This window comes from Microvirgula sp. AG722 (assembly GCF_003269145.1).
Classification (GTDB): Bacteria; Pseudomonadota; Gammaproteobacteria; order Burkholderiales; family Aquaspirillaceae; genus Microvirgula; species Microvirgula aerodenitrificans.
The window spans coordinates 271659-294275 of sequence record NZ_QLTJ01000003.1; the positions used below are offsets into that span (position 1 = coordinate 271659).

Consider the following 22617-nt stretch of genomic DNA (forward strand, 5'->3'; position numbering starts at 1 on the left):
GCAGTCCTTTCAGGTCGTTGGCGGGTCCTGCGGCCGGGGCCGGCTGCGCCAGGCGGCGATCAGCCGCAGCGCGGCGGCATAGCCGCCGACCAGGCCGAGGTAGATCAGCCAGGTTTCCGACGTCAGCGTGTCGTGGATGCCCTGATAGATGAACATGCCGGTCGACGAGGCGCTGGCGATGTTCGCCCACAGTTTGGTGTGGCTCAGGCGGCCGCTGTCGGCGTGGGTGAGCAGCTCGGACCAGCGCATCACGCCCCGCCCTTCGCCAGTTCAAAGTGCGGGAACTCGCGGAAGCGGGCGGTCGGCCTGCCGTACCAGTTCAGGCCCAGTTGCTCGCCGATGCGGCCCATCTGCTGCCAGTGCGGATGCGCGGCATCCCACATCGCCTTGCCGTTGATCAGCGGCACCACGTCGAAGGCACGGGCGGCCGGCTTGCCGCCCAGGGTGAAGTTGTGTGCGGACTGGCCGGCACGGGCGTTGGTCACGCGCGGACCGGGCCGGGTGCGGCCCTGCGCGTACAGCGCGTCCTGCTCGGCGCCATCTCGGTACGTGCAGGTAATCAGCGGGTCCATGCCGGCCGCACGGCACTGGCGCAGAAAGGCGGTGCACAACGGCTGCAGGTCGGGATGAAGGTCTTCGATTCGGCGGCTTGCCATGATGAAATTCGCAGGAAACGGAACGGCACCAGCATAAAAAAACGCCCCGGGCGGGGCGTGGTGACAGGCTTCAGTAAGCCGGGTGCCGGCAGGCTAGAACAGGGCCGGCTGCGTGCTGTCGGCAAGCTGGTCGGCTTTCTTCAGGACCAGCCATACGTTGCGCTCGGTCATCTGGTACTTGCGTGCCAGCTGGTTGGCGGCGAACAGGGCGGCGTGTTCCCGCGTCATCGCGTCGAACTCGGCGCGGATCATGCGGTCGCGCACTTCGCGCATGGCTGCCGCACAGCGCGGAATCGCCAGCACCTCGCCGCCGAAGTGGCGGGTCAGGATGTCGGCCGCCTCGACGCCGACCACTTCGGCCAGCGCGTCGTAGCGGATCTGTCCGTCGCGGCGCTTGTTCTTGCTGACCGGGAAGGTGGTCCCGCCCCAGGCCTCGATCAGGCTCAGCGTGCGCGGCAGGCCGATCAGGGTGGCGATCAGCCGGGCCATTTCCGGCAACAGGTATTCGACTTGTTCCAGTTTCATGCCGGTTGCCTCCCGGGCCGACAGGTGACGGCCACCGATGCCGGATGACGTGTCATGTGCTTTCCTTTTGATATGGGCAGTAGGAAACCGGCCGGGCATGACCGGTTTCATTGTCCTGCGCAGCTTAGGCGGTCACGCCGGCGCTAACCCGGTGGGTGATTTCATCGCCTTCGCCGATGGTGACCCTGTCACGCGCCGGCGATGTCGAGCGGGATCGGCCGGTACTGGTCGCTGTCGCCGATGCGTTCGTACACGCGGATATAGCTGCGCGAGCACTGCACCCGTACCGAGTCGTTCAGCGCGTCCATCGCGCGCTGCCACTTGCCGTCGTGGATATCGAGCCGGCGCAGGCTGAGAATGCGGCCGGTACTGATCTTGCCTTCCTTGTCGACATTGAATGCGTCGTTGATCAGCGCGCGGATTTCGCTGCGCGCACCGGCAGTCCATTCGTGGACGCACTCGTCGATCAGCGCCTTGGCGGCCTGCAGTCCCTCGTCGAAGGTCAGCGTGTCCTGGACGGCACGCTGGACCTTGTAGCGGCCGTCGAAGCCGACCAGCGACACATTGCCCTTGGCACCGCCGACGCGGGCGTCGTAGCGCTCGGCCGACAGCTCGATAAAGGCGCCGATGTCGGCGAACACGCCAGCCTTGAATGCAGCCAGGGCCTGGCTGAGGGTGCGGGCCCGCTCGACGATGTCGTCGACCAGTTCATCGCGGGCCAGGTCGATCGGCTTGATGGCTTCCAGCGGGATCAGGCGGCCTTTGGCATCCTGCTTGTAGCCGTGCGGAATGGCATTCATGGTTTGCTCCGTTGTCGGTTCGTTGTCGGTTCGTCGGGGGTGGGCGTTTCCAGCCAGGTCACCCGGCAGCCGTCGATATGGATGCTGAACAGCTCGCCGATGCCAGTACGGCGGCGGGTCACGCAGCTGGCCTGCCGGCGCAGCCGCCGGCCGTCGACGGCGGCGACAACCAGGGTCAGTTCGTCGTCGAGGCCGGCGGCCAGCACCGGCACGCCGAGGGTGCGCAGGTGGCGCAGTACCCGGTTCTGCCGGCCCAGCCGTGCGGTCACGCCAGCGTCGAGGATGCGGTTCGGGGTGCTCATCCGGCCTCCCCCCGCCCGCGCCGGCGTGGTGCGTCACCGGTGTACAGCGGTCGTTCTCCCCAGAGCGCGCGGTCGACTTCGTCCCAGCCCTCGACCAGCGCCGTGTCGTACACATTGACCAGGTTGACCGACACCCGCCGCACCGAGCCGTGCGCCAGGGCGACCAGCTGCGCCAGCAGGTCATCGGCGACGCGGATGTCCGGGCAGTAGCTGTCGGCCAGCCGGCGCGCATCGTCATGGCTGACCGGGGCGGCCGGCAGCCAGCTCAGCACCCGGCCATGGAAACGCTCGTGACGCTTCAGCTTGTGCGGCAGCCGTTCCTCGCCGACCAGCAGCAGGCTGGACTGGCTGCCTTCGTAGATGTCGCGCACCAGCTCGATCATCACGTCGCGGGTCGCCGCATAGTCGAACTCGTCCAGCACCAGCGGGCGGCGGCTGGCGACCAGCTGCTCGCAGATCTGGTCCAGCAGCTGGGTGGTGCGGCCGACCGGGCGGATGCCCATTTCCTGCAGGATTTTTTCCAGCAGATCCTTGCGTGCCCAGCTGGAACGCAGTTGCACGTAATAGGCACGGGTGCGGTTGGCCACCGCCAGCGTGGCCGTGGTCTTGCCCCAGCCGGACGGGCCGTAATAGACCGCCAGCCCGGGCAGGCCGTCCTGACGGTGCAGCAGTTTTTCCATGACCACCGCGACCAGGTCGAGGCTGGAAATGGCGGCGATGCGGTTCGGTGCGCAGGGATTCATCGGCGCGGTCCTTTCTTGTTCGGTGTACCGGGGGCCGGCTACGCGGTGGCGTCGCTGTGACCGGTCTGCTTCATCACGTTGAATTCATGGCTGCGGGCATAGCTGGCCAGCCACCTGGCCTCCCGCGCCGTCAGCGGCGTACCGTCAGCGGTGCGGGCCTCCAGCATCAGCCAGGCGCGATAGCGCAGGGCCGGTGTCGGCGGCACGCTGAAGTCGTCGCCGGCCGGCGCGGGGGCAAGCCGGCGCGGCGCGGCCTCGACGGCGGGCACGTCAATGGCATCGAGCCGCTCGAAGGCGCCGGCGATGTCGCGTCCGGCCAGCCCGGGCAGTACCGGTGCCGTGACCGGTGCCAGTGCCGCCCTGCCGTCACGCTCGGCCTCGACCGCATCGCGCCGCTCGTCGAGCCGGCGCAGGGCGGCCTCGGCACGCGCTGCACGCTTCTGCTCGATCACCGGCCGGGCGAAGTACGCGGTCCGGTTGGCATTCCAGTCGGCATGGCAGACAAAGCGGCCATCGGGCAGGTACACCCACACCCGCTCGGCTTCATGGATGTCGTAGGCGACCTGTACCGACTCGCCATGCAGCTCGGTCAGCGCGGTGCTGAAATAGACGTTGTTGAACAGCCGCACCTGGCCCCGGTCCACCGTCCGCTCCAGCCGCGGGCGGAACAGGCGTTCCAGCGTGGCATCGTCCTCGCGCTGCGCCTGCCAGCCGCGCTGCTCGAAACCGGTCCAGACCGCATCCGGGCTGCGCTTTTTCAGACTGGCGTGCGGGCGGGCGTTGTACTCGGCGACCCGTTCGCCGGCGAAGGCCAGGAAATCGTCCCAGCCCATCATCGGCAGCCGGCCACCGTGGCGAACCGCGGCGCGGGTGATGCGGAACTGGCGCTGCCGCGCCTGCCGGTCCATGTCGGCGCCGATATAGCTCGGCAGTTGTTTGGCCGCGCTGACCCACAGCGTCTGGTGCAGCCGTTCGATCACGCCACGGGCCTGCGAGTTGTAGGCGACCGAGTGGCTCATGCTGATGCCGAGCCGGCCCATCAGGCCGGTACCCTCGTCCTTCATCAGCGCGTTGACGTAGCCGGAGCCGTTGTCGACGTAGAAGATCGCCGGCGTGCCGGCCTGGCCGACCGCCATCCGCAACGCGTCCAGCACGGCCAGCCCCGACTCGGCCAGGTCGATCGACCAGCCGACCACCCGCCGGGTGGCGATGTCGATGATGCTGGTGATTTCCGGCCGGAACGGTCGCCCGGTCAACGGATGCTGGACCTCGGCATCGAAGCAGTGACCGTCGGCACTCCACACGTCGTTCGGCAGCAAATCAGCAAAGTCACGACGGACAAACGGCTGCAGGCGCTTGAGTTCACGCGCTTCAAGCCGGCCGGCCTCGCGGCTGACCGTGCCCAGCTTTCTCAGAAAACGGCGTACCACATGGATGCTCGGCAGTTCGCGTTCCGGGTCCTGTGCCAGCTGCCCGGCGACGAACAGCCGGTAGGCGAGTTCGACCGACGGTTTCTGCGGCTGTTGCCAGTGACCGAGGAAATCCCGCGCCCACCACGGCAGCGACAGGTCGGTCTGGCGCACCTTCGGCGCCAGTTGGCAGGCTTCGCGGCGGGCAAACCAGCGCTTCAGCGTGCGGATGCCGGGCAGCCCGTCGCCATGGCGACGACCGCGTTCGTCGCAGGCCCGCTTCAGCATCGCCACGGTCAGTGCGTCGGCCTGCCCGGTCTGCACGCTGGCCAGCAGGTGCTGCATGGCGCGCTCCTTGCTGAGTCCGCAACTGCCCATCAGCCGCTCGATGGCCGTCAATACGCCCATGCGCGCGGCTTCCACGCCCTGCTGGCGGCCGGTCAGCGAAACCGGTTCGCGCAGCGCCGGTTCCTGCCATGCCGGCGCCGGTGCCACGACCGGCCCCGTCGCCAGCAACTGGCGGGCAACCCGGGCCCGCAGGCAGTCACGCGCCCCGATCGGCAAGGCATCCAGCGCATATTCCCGTCCGCCGCCGCGGCCGGCGCGCTTGCGCGATGCCCAGCCTTCCCGCTTGGCGAGCAGCTGGTTGCCGCGCTCGGTTGCCGGCAGTCCCGGCAGTTTCAGTGCCGCCAGTTCCGCCGCGCTGTAATGGGTCTTGATGCTGACCGGCGACGGGGGGGCGGGCGACTTCAGGCACGCTGGCATGGCAGCGGCTCCTTGCCCGGGAATGCAATCGGGGTTGTTTTCGGACTTTTCGGTCTGCAAACGTCATCAACCGTGGTCGAAAGCCCACTTTCGGGTGCGCCAAGTTGATGAGTTTCCTCAGTTCTCTCAGAAATGCGTGACAAAACTGGCTTAAAATGTCGCCGTTTGTATCGGCTTGGCCAGATCGATTCCGGCGCAACCCCGATCGCGGTCGCAATGATGCGTTCTGCCTTCGGCCACGGGCGATCCAGCGCTGCTTTCAGTGTTCCCGCACTCAATGCGCTCTGCCGGGACAACTCCCGCAATGACCAGCCCTCCTTGTGCAGGGCTGCGACGATGTCCGCCCGATGCCAGTCGTGGGCGGGCTTTTTTGGCGGGTGTGATGCACTCATGGATGACTCCTTTCGGGTGAGTTCATGAGCGCATGCTAACCCCAGAAGAAACACACAACAACCACTTTTGAGATATTTCTGTCTTTTTTCGGGGTCGTTGGCAACACTAATCGAGGTTTAAATGGCGAATACTTATTCGAATCAGGCGGTTGACGCAAACCCCGAACGGGGTGTCGTCGCCAAAGAGTCGATTCTGGGTTCCTACGGCAAACCCCGAATGGAGTTCCCTGTTTTGGGCGACCGTATCCGTGTCGTGCGCGATCAGGTCGCACACATGTCCCGCGACGATTTCGCGCAACAATTGCAGATGACGCGCAGTTCGCTGCAGCTGTATGAGGATGGCAAGCGCGAGCCGAAGCCGTCGCTGCTGCGGGCGATGGCCGCGCAGTTCAATGTCGATCCGGGCTGGCTGCTGACCGGTGAAGGCGCGATGCTGCGCGGGGCGCCCCTGCCCGAGGCCGAGCAGTGTCTGTGCCTGGACACGCTGGGCAGTCCGGTCGATCTGGACGAGTTCGTGTTCGTCCCCCGCTACAATCTGCAGGCATCGGCCGGGCACGGTGCGGCGAGCGACGGCGAGAAGCCGGTGTTCACCATGGCGTTCCGCCGCTACTGGATCGTCAACTACCTGCATGCGGACCCGCACGACCTGTCGGTCATCTCGGTCAAGGGGGATTCGATGGAGGGGGTACTGAATGACAAGGACGTCATTCTGATCAACCGCAGCGATACCTCTGCAACCAGCGGCCTGTTCGTGCTGCGCATCGACGGGGATCTGGTGGTGAAGCGCGTGCAGCGGCTACCCGGTGGCACACTGGAAATCTCCAGCGCCAACGAGGCCTACAAGCCGTTTTCGGTCGACAGCCACAACCCGCCGGACGATTTCTCCATCATCGGCCGCGTGGTCTGGTTCGGACGCCAGATCGCCTGAACGATGCGGGCGGTGTCACACAGCGCGTCAAAACCGCGCCGGCACCGCCCCGCCCGCGCCAGACACCGCCCGCCCCCGATCCGCCGCAACCCGCGCCACGACAGGCCCGGACAGATCCGGGCGCTATGGACGGGGAGTGACAGACAGGTGAGCAGCCCACATCAGGCGAAACGCATCGACAGGTCGATGGCCTGTACGTCCTTGGTCAGCTTGCCGATGGAGATCCGGTCGACGCCGGTTTCGGCGATGGCGCGCAGCGTGTCGGCGTTGACATTGCCGCTGGCTTCGAGCCGGGCACGGCCTGCGGTCAGTGCCACGGCGGCACGCAGACCGTCGGTATCGAAGTTGTCGAGCAGCACCAGGGTTGCCCCGGCTTCGAGTGCCTGCTCGAGCTCACCCAGCGTTTCCACCTCGATCTGCACCGGCACCGTGGCCGGCACCGTGGCGGCTGCCAGTGCCAGTGCCTCGCGGATGCCGCCGGCAGCGGCAATGTGGTTTTCCTTGATCAGCACACCGTCGTACAGGCCGATGCGCTGATTTTCGCCCCCTCCGACGCAAACGGCGTACTTCTGCGCCAGGCGCAGGCCCGGCAGGGTCTTGCGCGTGTCATAGACCCGGGCCCGGGTGCCGGCAACCAGGTCGGCATGCCGGCGGGTCGCGGTCGCGGTCGCCGACAGCAACTGCAGGAAGTTCAGTGCGCAGCGCTCTCCGCTGAGCAGGCCACGGGCCGGCCCGTCCAGCTCGCACAGCACCGCGCCGGATTCGACGCGGTCGCCATCGGCAACCCGCCACACGATGTGCACGGCCGGCTCGACCTGGCGGAAGCACTCGGTGAACCAGGCGATGCCGGCGATAACGGCCGGTTCCCGGGCCAGTACCGTGGCATGGCCCTGCGCGTCGGCGGCAACCAGACTGGCCGTCCAGTCACACGCGCCGATATCCTCGGCCAGCGCAGTGGCAACATCACGGGCAATCAGGTGGGCGGCAGGCAGGACGGGCATGGGAAGCGACTCCGGAAACAGGGCGGAAAGAGGCCGAGTCTAGCCGCGTCGGCGCCCCGCCGCCAGCATGCTACTCGTTCGGCGGGCGACGCAGCAGCGTCAGGGTCAGCGTGAGTTCGCCCTCGTCATCATCGCTGGAACGCACGCCCTGCAGGCTCAGCTCGGATGGCAGCAGCACGCTGATGCCATGGCCGACCCCGACCTTGCTCCACGTCCGCTCCAGCCGCTTGAACACCCGTTGCGCCGGCAGGCCGGCATCATGGTCGAGCGCAAAGCCATAGGACTCGGCCGCATTGTCCAGTGCCTGACTGACGTGCTCGCGCGGCACGAATTTCTCGGCCATGGCCGCCACCTGACGCGGCGACACATCGGTTTCCTCACGGCACAGCGTCAGCACCTCGTCCTTGAAGCGCGCCTGTGCGGACGGGTCGTCAATGTCATCTGACAGCTGGTCAAGCACTTCCACCATCATCTTGCTGCTGGAGCCGGTATCCGGCACGCGCAGCGCCTTGAGGAAATCGTCGAGCCAGAACTTGGTCTGGTTGCCAAGCCGGTCGACGGCATAGACCGTCGGCCCGTTTTCCAGAATCAGCGCCCCCTTGTCGATCAGACGCGGGTTGATCCCCGACGCATGCGACACATCGAACACATTGGCCGACTCGATCACGGTCAGAAAATCGTCACGGACCTCGGACTTGAACACGCCCAGACCACGCTGGGTGTCTTCGCCATAAGGCAGGCCGTTGAACAGGATGACCAGCAGATCCCCCTCGCGAATGTTCGGATGCTGCGAATGCGCCTGCAGATGCCTGGCGATCCGCTGTGACACGGCCAGGAAATCCAGCTCGCCACGGAAGAACTGACGGGTGAAATGATAGAGCTCGTTCTGGTTCAGATCGGACTCGTGAAAAAACTGGTACTTGCGCTTGTCGGAGACGATCCCCTTCAGGTAGCCCGCCAGAATCAGGTCCGACACCGCCTCGTCAACCTCGGTGGCCCGATCGGACAGCTGCAGGCGCTCTCCGCGGGACAGGTTGCCGACACGATGCACTGCCAATCGCTCTACGCTGGGTTCGTCCATGTTGCTGTACTTCCTTGGTGTGATCGTTGCAAGGCGCAATTATTCCCAGCGCGAGGCCACTTGACAACACGACCGTGCCCACAGGAGCCGGGCACCACCACGCGGGGAAGGAAAAGTGATGGCGCCGGCCGGATATTGGCACCGGTTTTTTTTGAATTCTGTTTTCGCGTGAAATTCAAATAGCGGTTATCCATTAGCCTCATGACATAAACTCTCAAGCGAATCAAGATTACCGCCCACGGCAAACAGAAACGCATGCATAATTTGCCAGGATTGCAAAACCCGTTCCAGCCGTGGATGATCAATCAATCGCGTCGCTGCACAGCCCGTCGCACCATGCCAAAGATTCTTCCTGAAATACCCGCCCCCGCGAAAGCAGCGGGAATACATGACTGCATCAGTGAACCACACCGCCAAAATATGCAGCCATCCAGATTGATTCGTACCGCCATCCTGCTGATGGCACTCCTTGTCCCCGGCCTGGGCCAGAGCCGGGAGGCATCGCCGCAAGCGGCGCATGCCGATGCCTCCCCGGCCCGGGCCACCGTCGCGCTCAATCAGGCCGATCAGGCCTGGCTGAGCAGCCACGGCCAGAAAATCGTGGCCGGGCTGGTGCCCAACGACCTGCCCCCCTTTGATCTGGTCGACTTTGAAGGCAGATACCGGGGCATCAGCGTCGACTACCTCGAAGCAGTCGGGCGCGAACTGGGAGTGAATATAGAATGGCGGCCATATCCATCCCGGACACAAATGAAAGCCGCGCTGCGCAATGGCGAAATCGATGTCGTGACCACCGCACACATGCGCCAGGAAAACCAAGACATTCTTTATTCACACAATTACATTCCCAACAAGCTGGCTATCGTCGAGCGATCCCCTGCACTTGCCCGGCATGATGAAAACACCGCCCCCACACTCGCTTTCGTCCGTGAGCACATACAGCCCGGCCAGTTGAAAAAATACTATCCCGACTGGCGTCATCAGCCCTACCGGGGAATTATCGAGGCATTGCAGGCCGTTTCCTTTGGCGACGCCGATGCCTATATCGGCAACATGACGGTCTCCAACTACGATATTGACCAGCTGCAATTGCTGAACCTGAAAATTACCAATTTCGCCGCTTTCGACGAGGATGGTTTTTCCTTTGCCGTCAGCAACCGCCAGCCCGTACTGCTGGACATGGTCAACAAGGCGCTCATGGCCCTGCCCTCCACATTCCAGGTGGAAGCACGCGCACGCTGGGAGACGTTCGCCAACCACATGCAGCCGATCACGAAGGTACAGCTGTCGGCCGCGGAGAAGAACTGGATCAGCCTGCACCCGGTCGTCAGCTACGCCGGCATCAGTGACATGCCACCCTTCATCTTCCGCGGCAGGGATGGCCAGCCAGCCGGCCTGTCGGTCGACGTGATGAACCTGATCGGCGAACGCACCGGTCTGAAATTCACCGGCACGCTGTACGATACCCAGGCCAGGGCGCGGGAAGCGCTGGCACAGGGCAAGGCCCAGTTGCTGTCCTCGATGTACGAGATGCCACCGGACAAGCACCTGCCACTGCGCTCGCTTCCCTACCTGAGCGACCTGATGGTCATCGTTACACGCAAGGGCGAAGCGCACCTGCGCAATATCGGCGCCCTGACCGGCAAGACCGTTGCCGTGATGACGATGAATCCGCTCCACGACACGCTGCGCCGGCAATACCGGGGCGTCACCGTCCACCCGGCCAGTTCGGCCAGGGAAGCACTGGAGCAACTGGCCAACGGCAAGGTGGATGCTGCCATCGTCAGCATCTCCATCGCCAATTACCGTCTCAACCAGTTCCATCACAACCGCCTGGTCATCAGCGGCACCGCCGGCGATCTGCCGCGACCGATCAGCCTCGGCATTGCTCCCCACCACCCGGAGCTGCTGGATATCGTCAACAAGGCCATCATCAGCCTGTCGCCCAGCGAGCTTGAGTCGCTGCGGCATCGCTGGCTGACCAGCCGCCCGCATCCGGAATCGAGCTGGGACCGCTACAGCGACCTGCTGTTCTATGCGGCGGCGGTCGTCGTTGCCGCCCTGCTGATGATCCTGCTGTGGAGCCACTCCCTGAAACGGGAGGTCCGCCGCCGGAAAAGCGCGGAGCGCACATTGCGCGACCAGCTCGCCTTCCAGTCCACCCTGCTCGACAGCATCCCGCAGCCGGTGGTCGTCCGCGACCTGGAAGGCAAGCTGCTGAGCTGCAACCGCTCGTACCTGTCGTTCAACAAGCGCCCCGGCTCGGCGCTGGTCGGACGCCGCCTCGATGAAGTGCCCGACCTGACCATCGACGATGCCTCGGTACGCCTCATCATGGCGCTGTACCGCCAGTCGCTGGAAGAAGACCGTCCCATTTTCCGGGACGTGCAGGTCACCCGGTTTGGCCAGCAGATCGACCTGCTGTTCTGGACGACCCCGTTCTATGCTGCCGACGGCCGTCAGCGCGGGCAGCTGGGCGGCTGGCTCGACATTACCGAACGGGCCCGGCTGGCAAAGGAACTGAAGGTCGCCAAGGATGCGGCGGAAAGTGCGGACCGGGCCAAATCCACCTTCCTGTCGACCATGAGCCACGAGATCCGCACACCGATGAACGCCATCATCGGCCTGCTTGACCTTGCGCTGCGCCAGCCGCCACCACCGGACAAGCTGCGCGAGACGCTGGATACCGCCTGCCATGCCGCCCGACAGCTGATGGCACTGCTGGACGATATCCTCGATGTTTCGAAGATACAGGCCGGCAAGCTGGATCTGGCTCCACGCCCGGTCGAGCTCGGCACGCTGGTTGACAGCACGGCCCGGGTCTTTCACGGACTGGCGCGCCAGAAGGGGCTGGCGTTCGACATCGATGCGGATCCGACGCTGGCCTGCTGGGTCATGGCCGATCCGGTACGGCTGCGTCAGATCATCACCAACCTGATGTCCAATGCGATCAAGTTCACCCATTCCGGCGGCATCAGGCTTTCCAGCAGCCTCCAGCCGCAGGGATCGGGCCAGGTACAGCTGAGCGTCAGTGTCATCGACAGCGGCGTCGGCATCGATGCGGCCGAGCAGGCCGGTCTGTTCCAGCCCTTCGTCCAGTTGCCGAGCCGCGCCCATTGTGGCGGCACCGGACTGGGTCTGGCGATCTGCAAGCAGCTGATCGATCTGATGGGGGGCGAGATCAGCATGGCAAGCACGCCGGGCAAGGGCACCACCGTGTCGTTCCAGGTCAGGCTCGATATCGCGCCACGACCGGCAGTCCAGGCCGAGCGCCCGGACCAGAACGACGGCCAGATGGTGGAAGGGCGGTTTTCCGGCCTGCGCGTCCTGATCGTTGACGATCACCCGGCAAACCGTATCGTGCTCCGCAACCAGCTGGAGTATCTGGGGTGCCGGGTCGTCGAGGCCATCGATGGTCAGGACGGGCTGGACAGGTGGCGCGCCGACGAATTCGACCTGCTGATAACCGACAGCTACATGCCCCGCCTGAGCGGCGAGGCCCTGACCCGCACCATCCGGGCCGACGAAGCACGCCAGGGGCGCGCAGCCATGATCATTATCGGCCTGACGGCCAACACCCAGCCCGAGAGTCTGCGCGATGCGACGGATGCCGGCATGACCATCTGCCTGTCAAAACCGGTCGACATCGACATGCTGGTGGACATCATCTCGGAGCAGTTGCCTGCCCACCCAGCGCATCCTTCGGCCGACGCCGTCTCGCTGGACCGGCTCGACGAGACCTTCCATGGCAACCGGCATGCCGAACGGACCTTTCTGGCCCAGTGGCGCGACAGCAACGATGCCGACCTGGCCCGCATCGGGCAGGCATGGCGGCAACAGGATTTCCGCGCGCTCGGCGAGCTGGGCCATCGACTGAAGGGCCCTGCCCGGCTGATCGACTATCCGGCTTTCATCGATGCCTGCGAAGCGGTCGAACAGGCGAGCGCGTCCGGCTCACACCCGGCGATGACCGAAGGGGTTGCCCGACTGCAGCAGGTCGTGCTCACCCTGAACGCAAAAATCCTGGAGCGGCTCTCGGTGCTGGACCGGGCGGAGGGCTGATGCCCTGCCGCCCATTGCGCAACGGGCGGCAATGGCGTAAAGAAAACCATCACCACTCACGTCCGCACCATGTCCGACTCCCTCTCCGTTGCCGCCCGCCTGCTCTCCGACCGCCGCCGCAGCGGCCAGCCCGGTCCCCGGTTGCCCCCGGACTGCCGCCCGGCCGATGCCGACAGCGCCCTGGAGATCCAGGAAGCGGTCATCGCCCGGCTCGGCGAGCGCATTGGTGGCTGGAAATGCGGTCTGCCTGGCACCGAACAGCCGATTGCCGCCCCCATCCATGCCGGCGACTGCCACGCAGACAGCCCGGTCCCGGTCCGTGGCAACAGCGTGCAGGTCGAACCCGAACTCGCCTTTGTCCTGGCCCATGATCTGCCGGCGCGCTCCGTTCCTTACCGGGAAGCGGAAGTGGATGCCGCCATCGGCAGTATCCACCTGGCGCTGGAACGGGTCGGCAGCCGTTACCTGCCGGCGGAAGACACGACGTTCCCGGAACGGCTGGCTGACGGTCTGAGCAATGAAGGCCTGGTTATCGGTCCCGCCGTCGGAATGACCCTGGCCCGTCGTGCCGCGACCTTTCCGCTGCAGGTCGCCTGGGGCGGAAAACCACGGCTGGCACTCGACGCCCGTCATCCCGCGGGCCTGCCACAGGCGCCGCTTTACTGGCTGGTCGAGTTCCTGCGCAGCCGCGGCCGGACGGTCCGGGCCGGTCAGCCCGTCATCACCGGTTCCTATGCCGGCGTGGTGACGCTGCCGGTCGCGGAGACCCTCACCCTCCGCTTTGGCGAGCTGGGGGTGCTGACCGTACGTTTCGAATCCGCTCAGTAGCGCGTGCCGCGCGCCATTTCGACAAAGAACCCGGCGCCGTAGCCCAGCGCCTGGTCATTGAAGTCGTAATGCGGATTGTGCAACGGCGCGACATGGGCGTCCCCGTCGACCCCGAGCCACATATAGGCGCCAGGGCGCCGCTGCAGCATCAGCGAGAAATCCTCGGAGGCCATCGACGGCACGCAGTCGAACTCGACCGCCCCGTCTCCCACCACCCGGCGTGCGGCAGCAATGGCCAGATCGGTCTCCCGCGAGGTGTTGACCGTCGGCGGATAGCCATCGATATGACGCACATCCGCCGTGGCGCCGAAAGCGGCGGCAGTATTGCCGGCAATTTCGCGAATCCGCCGTTTCGCCAGCTGGCGGTCCACTTCACGCATGGCGCGGACGGTGCCGCGAATGACGGTGCTGGCCGGGATCACATTCCACGCATCGCCACCGTGCAACTGGGTCACGGTCACCACCAGCGCCTCATGCGGATCGATGCTGCGGCTGACGATGCTCTGCAGGCTGGTCACGATCGTCGCTGCACACAGCAGGCTGTCTACGCCCTTGTGCGGCTGCGCGGCATGGGCCCCCGTGCCGCTGACGATGATCTCGAACGTATCCAGTGACGCCATCATCGGCCCGGGATTGATGGCGAAATGACCAAGCTTCAGCCCGGGCCAGTTATGCAGTGCATAGACGGCATCGCATGGAAAACGGTCGAACAGCCCGGCCCGGATCATCTCTCCCGCGCCGCCGGCCATTTCCTCCGCCGGCTGGAAAATGAAATGCAGCGTACCGCAGAAATCACGATGTCGGGCCAGATGCGCCGCCGCCCCCAGCAGCATGGCGGTATGGCCGTCATGCCCGCAGGCATGCATGCATCCCGGATGGGCAGAACGGTAATCGAAGGTATTTTCTTCACTGATCGGCAGCGCATCCATGTCGGCACGCAGCCCGATCGACGGGCCGGCACCATTGCGCAGGGTACCCACCACGCCGGTCCCGGCGATGTTGCGCTCGACATCGAGCCCGAATTCAACCAGCTTTTCCGCAACCAGGCCCGCCGTGCGGTATTCGTCAAAAGCCAGTTCAGGATGGCGGTGGATCAGGCGCCGCCAGGTTTTCATCTGTTCAAGCAGATCTGCGTCGAGGGTCATGCGTGCCTTCGCCAGGAAACCGGTAGTACATATCAGTGTGGACAAGCCGCATTGCCAGTGTCAATCCGGACCCGCCCCCCACTTGTCCTGATACAAATCCGCTAGCCGATCAGGCGCGCCGACAGGGTAAGGGTCGCATTCAGCAGTTTAGAGACCGGACAACCGGCTTTCGCGGCATTGGCCGCGCGGTCAAAAGCCTCCGGGTCCCCGCCGGGGATACGGGCCACCACGTCCAGGTGCACGGCCGTGATGGTGAAACCGCCGTTCCCTTTCTCCAGCGTCACCGCAGCCCTGGTCTCGATGCTGTCCGCCACCATGCCGGCATCGCCCAGTTGCAGCGACAGCGCCATCGAGAAGCAGCCGGCATGGGCAGCACCGATCAGTTCTTCGGGATTGGTGCCGGGCCCGCCTTCGAAGCGGCTTTTGAATCCGTAGGGCGTCTCCTGCAAAACGCCGCTCTGGGTCGAGATCGTACCCGCGCCATCCTTGATGCTGCCATGCCATTTTGCCGATGCCGTCTTCTGCATGAGAGCGCTCCTGAAGGGGGAATGGAAGGCGCGGCAGGAATGCCGCGCACTCTCGTTGTAGGCGACAAGACGACGATAGACCAGCGGCAGTGTCAGCGACCGGTCACGGCACAGGCAAGAATGCGCAGCATGGCGGCGGTGGCACCCCAGACAAAGTGGTCGCCGTGGCTCAGCGACAGGTAGTGGCGCAAACGGCCGTCGCGCTCGATGGTATGCCTTTCGTACTGGCGTACATCCAGCACCCTGTCCAGCGGCAGCTCGAAGATCTCCGCCACCTCGCCCGGCTGCGGCACCAGCCCGGCCGGCGGCAGCAGCAGGCCGACCACCGGCGTGACGGAGAAGCCGGTAATGGTCACATACGGAGGCAGCTCGCCGACCAGTCGCACCAGGTGCGGCGCCAGCGCAATTTCTTCCTGCGCCTCGCGCAGTGCGCAGGCGACGGCATCGACATCACCGGGCTCGCGTTTGCCGCCCGGGAAGCTGATCTGCCCGGCATGGTGGCGCAGCCCCTCGGTACGCCGCGTCAGCAGCACACCCGGCCCGTCCGGACGCCAGACCAGCGGCACCAGCACCGCAGCAGGCCGTGCGTCGGCATCGTGGTGACGATCGGGGATATCGCCGGCCTGCTGGCCTGGATCGAAGCGGGCAAGACAGTCGGACAGCCAGCGCGCGGCGTCCGGCAGCGCGGGAGGCAGAATCAGGGAGGGAGGCATCGTCACGGGATTGTCGGTCTCGAATCGGGGACCTGCGCATGCCGGCGCAAAAAACGCCGGGCGACAGGCACCCGGCGTTTTTATCACATCCGCAACCGTTCCACGCGTTCAGCGACGCATCGAGTCGAAGAACTGCTGGTTGGTCTTGGTGCTCTTGAGCTTGTCGAGCATGAACTCCATCGCCTCGATGTCGTCCATCGGGTACAGCAGCTTGCGCAGCACCCACAGGCGCTGGAGCTGGTCCTGCGGCAGCAGCAATTCCTCGCGGCGGGTGCCGGAGCGATTGATGTTGATCGCCGGGAAGATCCGCTTTTCCGCCATGCGGCGGTCCAGGTGGATTTCCGAGTTGCCGGTGCCCTTGAATTCTTCGTAGATCACATCGTCCATGCGGCTGCCGGTATCGATCAGCGTAGTGCCGATGATGGTCAGCGAACCGCCCTCTTCGATGTTGCGCGCCGCACCGAGAATGCGCTTCGGGCGTTGCAGCGCATTGGCGTCCACACCACCGGTCAGCACTTTGCCGGAACTCGGCACGACGGTGTTGTAGGCACGGGCCAGACGGGTGATCGAGTCGAGCAGGATCACAACGTCCTTCTTGTGCTCGACCAGGCGCTTGGCCTTCTCGATAACCATTTCGGCGACCTGGACGTGGCGGGTGGCCGGTTCGTCGAAGGTCGACGCCACCACTTCACCCTTGACCGTCCGGGTCATTTCCGTCACTTCTTCCGGCCGTTCGTCGATCAGCAGCACGATCAGGATCACGTCCGGATGGTTGGCGGCGATCGCATGGGCGATATGCTGCAGCATCACGGTCTTGCCGGACTTCGGCGGAGCAACCAGCAGGCTGCGCTGACCACGGCCGATCGGCGCGACCAGGTCGATGACGCGACCGGTGATGTTTTCTTCGCTCTTGATGTCGCGTTCCAGCGACATCCGCTCGGTCGGATGCAGCGGCGTCAGGTTTTCGAACAGGATCTTGTTCTTGGCCTTGTCCGGGGTCTCACCGTTGATGCGGTCGACCTTGACCAGCGCGAAATACCGCTCGCCTTCCTTCGGCATGCGGATTTCACCCTCAATGGTGTCACCGGTATGAAGGTTGAAGCGGCGGATCTGCGACGGGCTGATATAGATATCATCCGGGCCGGCCAGATACGAGGTATCCGGGGAGCGCAGAAAACCGAAGCCGTCGGGCAGGACTTCAAGCGTGCCATCGCCAAAAATGCTTTCGCCTTTCTTGGCCTGGTTTTTCAAAAGCGCAAAGATGAGATCCTGCTTGCGCAGGCGGTTCGCGCCTTCGATTTCGAGTGAAGCCGCCGTCTCGACGAGTTGGCTGACGTGCTGATGTTTAAGGTCGGAAAGATGCATAAAGGGTGAGTGCACGCGAGGAACGTGTGGGGGGTGACGCGGAAGGAGGAAGGGGAAACGGTACGGTTTCGGGCGGCCTGGACGCCGCCCGAGAGATTTCTTGACTCAGCTTAGACAGATTAGATGTTGCTGTCAACAAACGCGGTCAGCTGGCTCTTGGCCAGAGCGCCGACCTTGGTGGCAACCACATTGCCGTCCTTGAAAATCATCAGCGTCGGGATGCCGCGGATGCCGTACTTCGGCGGCGTGGTTTCGTTCTGGTCGATGTTCAGCTTGGTGATTTTCAGCTTGCCGTCGTATTCCTTGGCAATTTCATCGAGAATCGGCGCGATCATTTTGCAAGGGCCACACCATTCGGCCCAGTAGTCGACCAGTACCGGGCCTTGTGCCTTCAACACTTCTTCTTCAAAAGAGGCGTCGGTGACATGGACGATCAGTTCGCTGCTCATTGTGTTCTCCGTGTTGGTGCGCGTGGGCTGTATCGATTGATAGTAACAAGCGCATCCTGCGCCGACAAGGCACGCGACCGGGTGTCGTGCTGCATTGCACGGTCATGACACTAGCAAGCGGGTGCCGGCGCCACACCCAGCGCCGCCTGCAGCAATTCCCGGGTGTACGACGCCTGTGGTGCATCGAACACTTCCCGCGTCGGTCCGGCCTCGACCACCCGTCCGTTGCGCAGCACCACTACATCATGGGCAATGGCGCGGATCACCGCCAGATCGTGCGAAATGAACAGATACGCAAGACCGTATTTCTGCTGCAGCCGTTTCAGCAGCTCCAGCACCTGGCGCTGGATCGACACGTCCAGCGCGCTGGTCGGCTCGTCCAGCAGCAACAGCCGTGGCTCGAGCACCAGCGCCCGGGCAATGGCTATGCGCTGGCGCTGCCCACCGGAAAACGCATGCGGATAGCGATCACAGGCCTTCTCGTCCAGCCCGACTTCGCGCAGGATCTCCACCACCCGGGCCCGGCGTGCCGATGCCGACAGGTCGGTCCGGTGCAGCGCCAGTCCTTCACCGACGATCTCGCCAACGGTCAGCCGTGGCGACAGCGAGGAATACGGGTCCTGGAACACCATTTGCACGTCGCGCCGCAAGCTGCGCAGCGCACGCGGCGCCAGAGCCAATACCGACTGCCCGGCGAAGACCACGCGGCCGGTAGCCGGCAGCAGCCGCAGCAGCGCCAGCCCGAAGGTGGTCTTGCCGGAGCCGGACTCGCCAACCAGGCCCAGTGTGCGCCCCGGCGCAATGCAACAGGACACCCCGTCGACCGCCACCGTTTCCTCACGCCGGAACCAGCCGGCCTGACGGGAGAAAACGACCCGCACCGCCTCCGCGTCCAGCAGCGGGGGCTCGGTCGACGGCGCCTGCGGTGCCAGCGGCTCGGGGCGGCTGGCCAGCAGCGTCCGGGTGTACTCGTGCCGGGGCCGGGCAAAGACGTCCGCCACCGGCCCGCTCTCAACCAGCGCACCATGGCGCATCACGGCCACGCGATCGGCAAAGCGCTGCACCAGATTCAGATCATGGGTAATGAACAGGATCGCCATGCCGAACTCGCGCTGCAGCTCGTCGAGCAGCGACAGGATCTGCGCCTGGACGGTCACGTCCAGCGCCGTAGTCGGCTCGTCGGCAATCAGCAGTTGCGGACGACAGGCCAGCGCCATGGCAATCATCGCCCGCTGACGCTGACCGCCGGACAGCTCGAACGGATAGCGCCCGAGCTTTTTTTCCGGCTCGGGAATGCGCACCCGCCCCAGCAGCGCCAGCGCTTCCGCCCGCGCCTGCCGGCCGCTCAGTCCGCGGTGGACGGTCAGCGACTCGGCAATCTGGTTGCCGATGGGATACAGCGGGTTCAGCGCCGTCATCGGCTCCTGGAAGATCATGGCGATATCGTGCCCGCGCAGCCGGGCAATATCGCGCTCGGGCAACGTGGTCAGCTCCCGCCCCGCCCAGCGCACGCTGCCGGACAGGGTGGCTTCCGGATGCAGCCGCAGCAGTGCACTGGCAGCCTGGGTCTTGCCGGAGCCGGACTCGCCGACCAGGGCAAGTTTCTCGCCGGCACGGATGTCGAATGTCACTCCGTCGACCACAGCCTGCCCATCGTAGCGAACGGCAAGGTTTTCCACCTGCAGCAGCACCGTATCGCTCATCGTCCCTCCCGGCGTGGGTCGAAGGCTTCGCGCAGGCCTTCACCGATAAAGATCAGCAATGTCAGCGTGCCGGTCAGCACCAGAAAGGTCGACAGACCGATCCACCAGGCATCCAGGTTGTCCTTGCCCTGGGCCAGCAGTTCGCCAAGGCTGGCCGTGCTCGATGGCACCCCCAGGCCGAGAAAGTCGAGCGAGGTCAGCGCCAGAATGGCGCCGGACACGCGAAACGGCAGGAAGGTGATGACCGGCGTCATCGAATTCGGCAGCACGTGCCGCCACATGATCTGTGCGCTGCCGAGGCCGAGCGCGCGCGCCGCCAGCACATATTCCATCTGCCGGTTGCGCAGGAATTCGGCCCGCACATAGTCGGCCAGTCCCATCCAGCCGAACAGCGCCAGCAGGATCAGCAGCAGCGACAGGCTCGGCGTGAACAGCGACGCAAAAATGATCAGCAGGTACAGCTCGGGCAGCGAGCCCCATATCTCGATAAAGCGCTGCAGGAACAGATCGGTCTTGCCGCCGAAATAGCCCTGCACCGCACCGGCCAGCACACCGACCAGGCTGCCGACCACCGTCAGCGCCAGCGCGAACAGCACCGACAGCCGGAAGCCGTAGACCACCCGGGCCAGCACGTCGCGTCCCCGGTCATCGGTTCCCAGCCAGTTCTCGCGCGACGGCGCCGCCGGGTTCGGGTCGCGCGCATAGTAGTTGATGCTGTCGAAACGGTACGGCACCGGCGGATACACGGCGAAATTGCCACCGCGCTTCAGCCTGTCGACGATGAACGGGTCGTGATAGTCGGGTGGCGTGACAAAGTCTCCGCCAAAAGCGGTTTCCGGATAGTCGACCAGCAGCGGAAAGTAGTACCGGCCGTCATAGCGCACCAGCAATGGCTTGTCATTGCACAGCACGTCGGCGAACAGGCTCAGCACAAACAGCAGCGTGAACAGGATCAGGCTCACATAACCGCGCCGGTGTGCGCGGAAACGGCGCCAGGCCCGGGCGCGGGGCGGCAGCGCGGCGGCTTCGGTCATGCCTGCGCTCCGCTTTCGACGGACATGATGCAGTTGCGACCGGCTTCCTTGGCCCGGTACAGCGCCGCGTCGGCGCGGGCCAGCAACTGCATCGGGCTGTCGGCCAGCTGATTGCCGCAGGTCGACACGCCGATGGATACGGTCAGCGGCACACGCCGCCCGTCCGGCAGTACGACCGGCTCGCCGCCGATCTGGGTGCGGATGCGGTCGGCCACCAGCCGAGCCTGACCCAGCGCGGTCTGCGGCAGCAGGACTGCGAATTCTTCGCCACCATAGCGCGCGGCCACGTCACAGCCGCGCAACTGACCGCGCATGCGGTTGGCCAGCGTGCGCAGCACGATGTCGCCGGCGACGTGACCGTGGGTATCGTTGATGCGCTTGAAATGATCGGCATCGAGAAACAGACAGGAAATCGGCGCGCCATGCCGGCGCGCCCGCGCCAGTTCCTCGTCGATGCGCTGGTCGAAATAGCGCCGGTTGTAGAGGCCGGTCAGCGGATCGGTCAGGCCGAGCTGCTTCAGCCGCTCGCGGTTCAGCACATTGTCGAGACACAGCGCAGTCACGGCAGCGAACCGTTCAATGAAGTCGGTGGCCTGATCCGGTGCAAACCGCTCCGGGTCGCGGCTGCCGAGTACCACCAGCCCGATCAGTGTGCTGTCGCGCCACAGCGGCATCAGCGCCACACTGCCGGGCAATTCTGCCCAGTCCAGCGCCAGTTCGCCGAGCACCTCGCCCGGACTGCCGAGCCGCACCCGGGTCGGCAATTCACCAAGGCGCTCGACCAGCCGGGCCGGCTCCCGCTCGAGCAGCAGCCCGTCCGGCAGGACCTCGTCGTAGCCAAGGATGGCGGACACCTCGCCATGGCTGTCGGCCAGCAGCAGCCATGCCTGTTCCAGCGCCATGCGCGCCGGCAACTGATCGCGTATCCCGGCCAGAAACTGGCCGAAGCCGCTGGCACCGATCAGTGCCAGTTCGATCGCCTGGAATCGCCGCAGCACCACCTCGTTGCGCTGGGCGTTCTCCAGCATTTGCGCATAGGACAGATCCATCATCGGCTCCTATCCGCCCACAGAGTCGAAGCGCAGGCGCGGGTCGACCCAGACATAGCACAGGTCGGACAGCAGCCTCGCCACCAGCCCGATCAGCGTAAACAGGTACAGAGTGCCCATCACGACCGGATAGTCACGCTTGACCACCGCGTCGTAGGACAGCAGCCCGAGTCCGTCGAGCGAGAAGATCGTCTCGATCAGCAGGCTGCCGGAAAAGAAAGCGCCGATAAAGGCGGAGGGAAAACCGGTAATCAGCGGGATCATCGCGTTGCGGAACACGTGTTTGTACAGGATGCGGTTTTCACTGACACCCTTGGCCCGGGCGGTCAGCACATACTGGCTGCGGATCTGCTCGAGAAAGGTGTTCTTGGTCAGCAGCGTCATCACTGCCAGGCTGCCGACCACCGATGCCGTCACCGGCAGCACCATGTGCCACAGATAGTCGGCAATGCGCGCGGGCCAGTCCAGCTCGTTCCAGTTGTCGGACACCAGTCCGCGCAGCGGAAACACTTCCAGGAAACTGCCGCCGCCGAACAGTACCAGCAGGGCCACGCCAAGCACGAAGCCGGGGATCGCATAGCCGACCAGCAGCAGCGTGCTGGTGGCGACATCGAAGGCGGAACCATCGCGCACGGCTTTGCGAATGCCAAGCGGAATCGAGATCAGATAGGTCAGGAAGAACGTCCACAGGCCGAGACTCATCGACACCGGCAGCTTGGACACCACCAGCGACCCCACCGACTGGTGATGATAGAAGCTCTCGCCAAGATCGAAATGCAGGTAGCGCCAGATCATGTCACCAAAACGCTGGTAAGCCGGTTTGTCGAAACCGTACAGCGTTTTCAGTTCGGCCAGCCGGTCGGCATCCAGCCCGCCCGATGCGCGGTAGAAGCCGGTATTGGTCGTCACCATCTCGCCGACCTGCGCGCCACGGAGTTCGCGGGCCAGTTGCTCGACCGGGCCGCCCGGCACGAACTGGATCACCATGAAGGTGACCAGCAGGATGCCGAACAGGGTCGGCACCATCAGCAGCAGGCGTTTGGCGATATAGCGCCACAGGTTCATCAGTCGGTCCGGTCTGGCGGGGCGATGCCACAAGAATAAGGGTTGCTTGCACCCGCCGCCAAGACATAAACACGA

Annotated in this window: 21 protein-coding genes and 1 pseudogene; 3 read left to right on the forward strand and 19 right to left on the reverse strand. The window is 64.9% G+C overall.

All coding sequences use genetic code 11. The features are described 5' to 3' along the window. Positions 1 to 9: 9 nt before the first annotated feature. From DFO50_RS07365 to DFO50_RS19505, 8 genes and pseudogenes are all read right to left on the reverse strand, one after another. Entirely contained in the window at positions 10 to 249 is a 240-nt protein-coding gene (locus tag DFO50_RS07365) for a hypothetical protein (RefSeq protein WP_107888611.1), read from the reverse strand. Beyond that, a complete protein-coding gene (locus DFO50_RS07370) occupies positions 249 to 656 on the reverse strand; it encodes a M15 family metallopeptidase (RefSeq protein WP_028498391.1) in 408 nt (135 codons plus the stop codon). Before DFO50_RS07370 ends, DFO50_RS07365 begins: the two co-directional genes overlap by 1 nt. Before the next feature lie 93 nt (positions 657 to 749). Beyond that, complete coding sequence (locus DFO50_RS07375) at positions 750 to 1181, reverse strand: Mor transcription activator family protein (RefSeq protein WP_036385411.1); 432 nt, start codon at positions 1179 to 1181, stop codon at positions 750 to 752. A 188-nt stretch (positions 1182 to 1369) separates the two neighbouring features. Further along, the gene (locus DFO50_RS07380; RefSeq protein WP_112692270.1) at positions 1370 to 1981 is read right to left on the reverse strand and encodes a DUF3164 family protein; all 612 of its coding nucleotides are present in this window, start codon (positions 1979 to 1981) and stop codon (positions 1370 to 1372) included. Beyond that, positions 1978 to 2283, reverse strand: a complete 306-nt coding sequence (locus DFO50_RS07385) for a hypothetical protein (RefSeq protein WP_112692271.1) — start codon at positions 2281 to 2283, stop codon at positions 1978 to 1980. Before DFO50_RS07385 ends, DFO50_RS07380 begins: the two co-directional genes overlap by 4 nt. Continuing rightward, positions 2280 to 3026, reverse strand: a complete 747-nt coding sequence (locus DFO50_RS07390) for an AAA family ATPase (protein WP_112692272.1) — start codon at positions 3024 to 3026, stop codon at positions 2280 to 2282. Before DFO50_RS07390 ends, DFO50_RS07385 begins: the two co-directional genes overlap by 4 nt. A 38-nt stretch (positions 3027 to 3064) precedes the next feature. Continuing rightward, the gene (locus DFO50_RS07395) at positions 3065 to 5200 is read right to left on the reverse strand and encodes a Mu transposase C-terminal domain-containing protein (protein ID WP_112692273.1); all 2136 of its coding nucleotides are present in this window, start codon (positions 5198 to 5200) and stop codon (positions 3065 to 3067) included. A gap of 134 nt (positions 5201 to 5334) precedes the next feature. Then, positions 5335 to 5592 (reverse strand): annotated as a pseudogene (locus tag DFO50_RS19505) (transcriptional regulator); the annotation flags it as partial. 217 nt (positions 5593 to 5809) lie between these two features. Between DFO50_RS19505 and DFO50_RS07405 the strand changes: the two are divergent. Beyond that, the gene (locus DFO50_RS07405) at positions 5810 to 6520 is read left to right on the forward strand and encodes a S24 family peptidase (protein ID WP_051528694.1); all 711 of its coding nucleotides are present in this window, start codon (positions 5810 to 5812) and stop codon (positions 6518 to 6520) included. Positions 6521 to 6681: 161 nt separating this feature from the next. Here the strand turns inward: DFO50_RS07405 and nadC are convergent, their stop codons facing one another. Together nadC and DFO50_RS07415 are read right to left on the reverse strand one after the other, a co-directional pair. Next, positions 6682 to 7521: a carboxylating nicotinate-nucleotide diphosphorylase gene (nadC, locus tag DFO50_RS07410; RefSeq protein ID WP_107888615.1), complete on the reverse strand. Its 840-nt coding sequence runs from the start codon at positions 7519 to 7521 to the stop codon at positions 6682 to 6684. A 70-nt stretch (positions 7522 to 7591) separates the two neighbouring features. Continuing rightward, positions 7592 to 8602, reverse strand: a complete 1011-nt coding sequence (locus DFO50_RS07415; protein WP_107888616.1) for a nucleoid-associated protein — start codon at positions 8600 to 8602, stop codon at positions 7592 to 7594. A gap of 459 nt (positions 8603 to 9061) precedes the next feature. On the opposite strand from DFO50_RS07415, the gene DFO50_RS07420 reads away from it, so the two are divergent. Both DFO50_RS07420 and DFO50_RS07425 read left to right on the forward strand, forming a co-directional pair. Next, the gene (locus DFO50_RS07420) at positions 9062 to 12664 is read left to right on the forward strand and encodes a transporter substrate-binding domain-containing protein (RefSeq protein WP_158537416.1); all 3603 of its coding nucleotides are present in this window, start codon (positions 9062 to 9064) and stop codon (positions 12662 to 12664) included. Between the two features lie 69 nt (positions 12665 to 12733). After that, on the forward strand, positions 12734 to 13492 hold the full coding sequence (locus tag DFO50_RS07425; protein ID WP_028498399.1) for a 2-keto-4-pentenoate hydratase: 759 nt from the start codon (positions 12734 to 12736) through the stop codon (positions 13490 to 13492). On the opposite strand, the gene DFO50_RS07430 is transcribed toward DFO50_RS07425, so the two are convergent. The 9 genes from DFO50_RS07430 to DFO50_RS07470 all read right to left on the reverse strand — a co-directional run bounded on the left by DFO50_RS07430 (position 13486) and on the right by DFO50_RS07470 (position 22536). Further along, entirely contained in the window at positions 13486 to 14637 is a 1152-nt protein-coding gene (locus tag DFO50_RS07430) for a M20 aminoacylase family protein (RefSeq protein ID WP_028498400.1), read from the reverse strand. The two genes, DFO50_RS07425 and DFO50_RS07430, sit on opposite strands and share 7 nt — an antisense overlap. 101 nt (positions 14638 to 14738) lie before the next feature. Then, complete coding sequence (locus DFO50_RS07435) at positions 14739 to 15164, reverse strand: OsmC family protein (protein WP_028498401.1); 426 nt, start codon at positions 15162 to 15164, stop codon at positions 14739 to 14741. A 92-nt stretch (positions 15165 to 15256) separates the two neighbouring features. Then, on the reverse strand, positions 15257 to 15877 hold the full coding sequence (locus tag DFO50_RS07440; RefSeq protein ID WP_051528695.1) for a CoA pyrophosphatase: 621 nt from the start codon (positions 15875 to 15877) through the stop codon (positions 15257 to 15259). Between the two features lie 108 nt (positions 15878 to 15985). Next, on the reverse strand, positions 15986 to 17242 hold the full coding sequence (gene rho, locus DFO50_RS07445) for a transcription termination factor Rho (RefSeq protein WP_028498403.1): 1257 nt from the start codon (positions 17240 to 17242) through the stop codon (positions 15986 to 15988). 119 nt (positions 17243 to 17361) lie between these two features. Beyond that, positions 17362 to 17691, reverse strand: a complete 330-nt coding sequence (gene trxA, locus DFO50_RS07450) for a thioredoxin TrxA (protein WP_028498404.1) — start codon at positions 17689 to 17691, stop codon at positions 17362 to 17364. A gap of 110 nt (positions 17692 to 17801) precedes the next feature. Then, a complete protein-coding gene (locus DFO50_RS07455) occupies positions 17802 to 19394 on the reverse strand; it encodes an ABC transporter ATP-binding protein (protein ID WP_028498405.1) in 1593 nt (530 codons plus the stop codon). Next, on the reverse strand, positions 19391 to 20428 hold the full coding sequence (locus tag DFO50_RS07460; protein ID WP_028498406.1) for an ABC transporter permease: 1038 nt from the start codon (positions 20426 to 20428) through the stop codon (positions 19391 to 19393). Before DFO50_RS07460 ends, DFO50_RS07455 begins: the two co-directional genes overlap by 4 nt. After that, the gene (locus tag DFO50_RS07465; RefSeq protein ID WP_051528696.1) at positions 20425 to 21480 is read right to left on the reverse strand and encodes a sensor domain-containing diguanylate cyclase; all 1056 of its coding nucleotides are present in this window, start codon (positions 21478 to 21480) and stop codon (positions 20425 to 20427) included. Before DFO50_RS07465 ends, DFO50_RS07460 begins: the two co-directional genes overlap by 4 nt. Positions 21481 to 21486: 6 nt before the next feature. After that, complete coding sequence (locus DFO50_RS07470) at positions 21487 to 22536, reverse strand: microcin C ABC transporter permease YejB (protein ID WP_199489769.1); 1050 nt, start codon at positions 22534 to 22536, stop codon at positions 21487 to 21489. Positions 22537 to 22617: the final 81 nt, after the last annotated feature.

Excerpts from the sequence above, each read along its gene's own strand:
- DFO50_RS07390 (WP_112692272.1), bottom strand. The coding sequence starts at position 3,026 with ATGAATCCCTGCGCACCGAACCGCATCGCCGCCATTTCCAGCCTCGAC.
- DFO50_RS07440 (WP_051528695.1), bottom strand. The coding sequence starts at position 15,877 with ATGCCTCCCTCCCTGATTCTGCCTCCCGCGCTGCCGGACGCCGCGCGC.
- DFO50_RS07465 (WP_051528696.1), bottom strand. The coding sequence starts at position 21,480 with ATGATGGATCTGTCCTATGCGCAAATGCTGGAGAACGCCCAGCGCAAC.
- DFO50_RS07435 (WP_028498401.1), bottom strand. The coding sequence starts at position 15,164 with ATGCAGAAGACGGCATCGGCAAAATGGCATGGCAGCATCAAGGATGGC.
- DFO50_RS07420 (WP_158537416.1), top strand. The coding sequence starts at position 9,062 with ATGGCACTCCTTGTCCCCGGCCTGGGCCAGAGCCGGGAGGCATCGCCG.
- DFO50_RS07460 (WP_028498406.1), bottom strand. The coding sequence starts at position 20,428 with ATGACCGAAGCCGCCGCGCTGCCGCCCCGCGCCCGGGCCTGGCGCCGT.
- DFO50_RS07380 (WP_112692270.1), bottom strand. The coding sequence starts at position 1,981 with ATGAATGCCATTCCGCACGGCTACAAGCAGGATGCCAAAGGCCGCCTG.
- DFO50_RS07395 (WP_112692273.1), bottom strand. The coding sequence starts at position 5,200 with ATGCCAGCGTGCCTGAAGTCGCCCGCCCCCCCGTCGCCGGTCAGCATC.
- DFO50_RS07375 (WP_036385411.1), bottom strand. The coding sequence starts at position 1,181 with ATGAAACTGGAACAAGTCGAATACCTGTTGCCGGAAATGGCCCGGCTG.
- DFO50_RS07455 (WP_028498405.1), bottom strand. The coding sequence starts at position 19,394 with ATGAGCGATACGGTGCTGCTGCAGGTGGAAAACCTTGCCGTTCGCTAC.
- DFO50_RS07385 (WP_112692271.1), bottom strand. The coding sequence starts at position 2,283 with ATGAGCACCCCGAACCGCATCCTCGACGCTGGCGTGACCGCACGGCTG.
- DFO50_RS07430 (WP_028498400.1), bottom strand. The coding sequence starts at position 14,637 with ATGACCCTCGACGCAGATCTGCTTGAACAGATGAAAACCTGGCGGCGC.
- DFO50_RS07370 (WP_028498391.1), bottom strand. The coding sequence starts at position 656 with ATGGCAAGCCGCCGAATCGAAGACCTTCATCCCGACCTGCAGCCGTTG.
- DFO50_RS07405 (WP_051528694.1), top strand. The coding sequence starts at position 5,810 with ATGGAGTTCCCTGTTTTGGGCGACCGTATCCGTGTCGTGCGCGATCAG.
- DFO50_RS07365 (WP_107888611.1), bottom strand. The coding sequence starts at position 249 with ATGCGCTGGTCCGAGCTGCTCACCCACGCCGACAGCGGCCGCCTGAGC.
- nadC (WP_107888615.1), bottom strand. The coding sequence starts at position 7,521 with ATGCCCGTCCTGCCTGCCGCCCACCTGATTGCCCGTGATGTTGCCACT.
- DFO50_RS07425 (WP_028498399.1), top strand. The coding sequence starts at position 12,734 with ATGTCCGACTCCCTCTCCGTTGCCGCCCGCCTGCTCTCCGACCGCCGC.
- rho (WP_028498403.1), bottom strand. The coding sequence starts at position 17,242 with ATGCATCTTTCCGACCTTAAACATCAGCACGTCAGCCAACTCGTCGAG.
- trxA (WP_028498404.1), bottom strand. The coding sequence starts at position 17,691 with ATGAGCAGCGAACTGATCGTCCATGTCACCGACGCCTCTTTTGAAGAA.
- DFO50_RS07415 (WP_107888616.1), bottom strand. The coding sequence starts at position 8,602 with ATGGACGAACCCAGCGTAGAGCGATTGGCAGTGCATCGTGTCGGCAAC.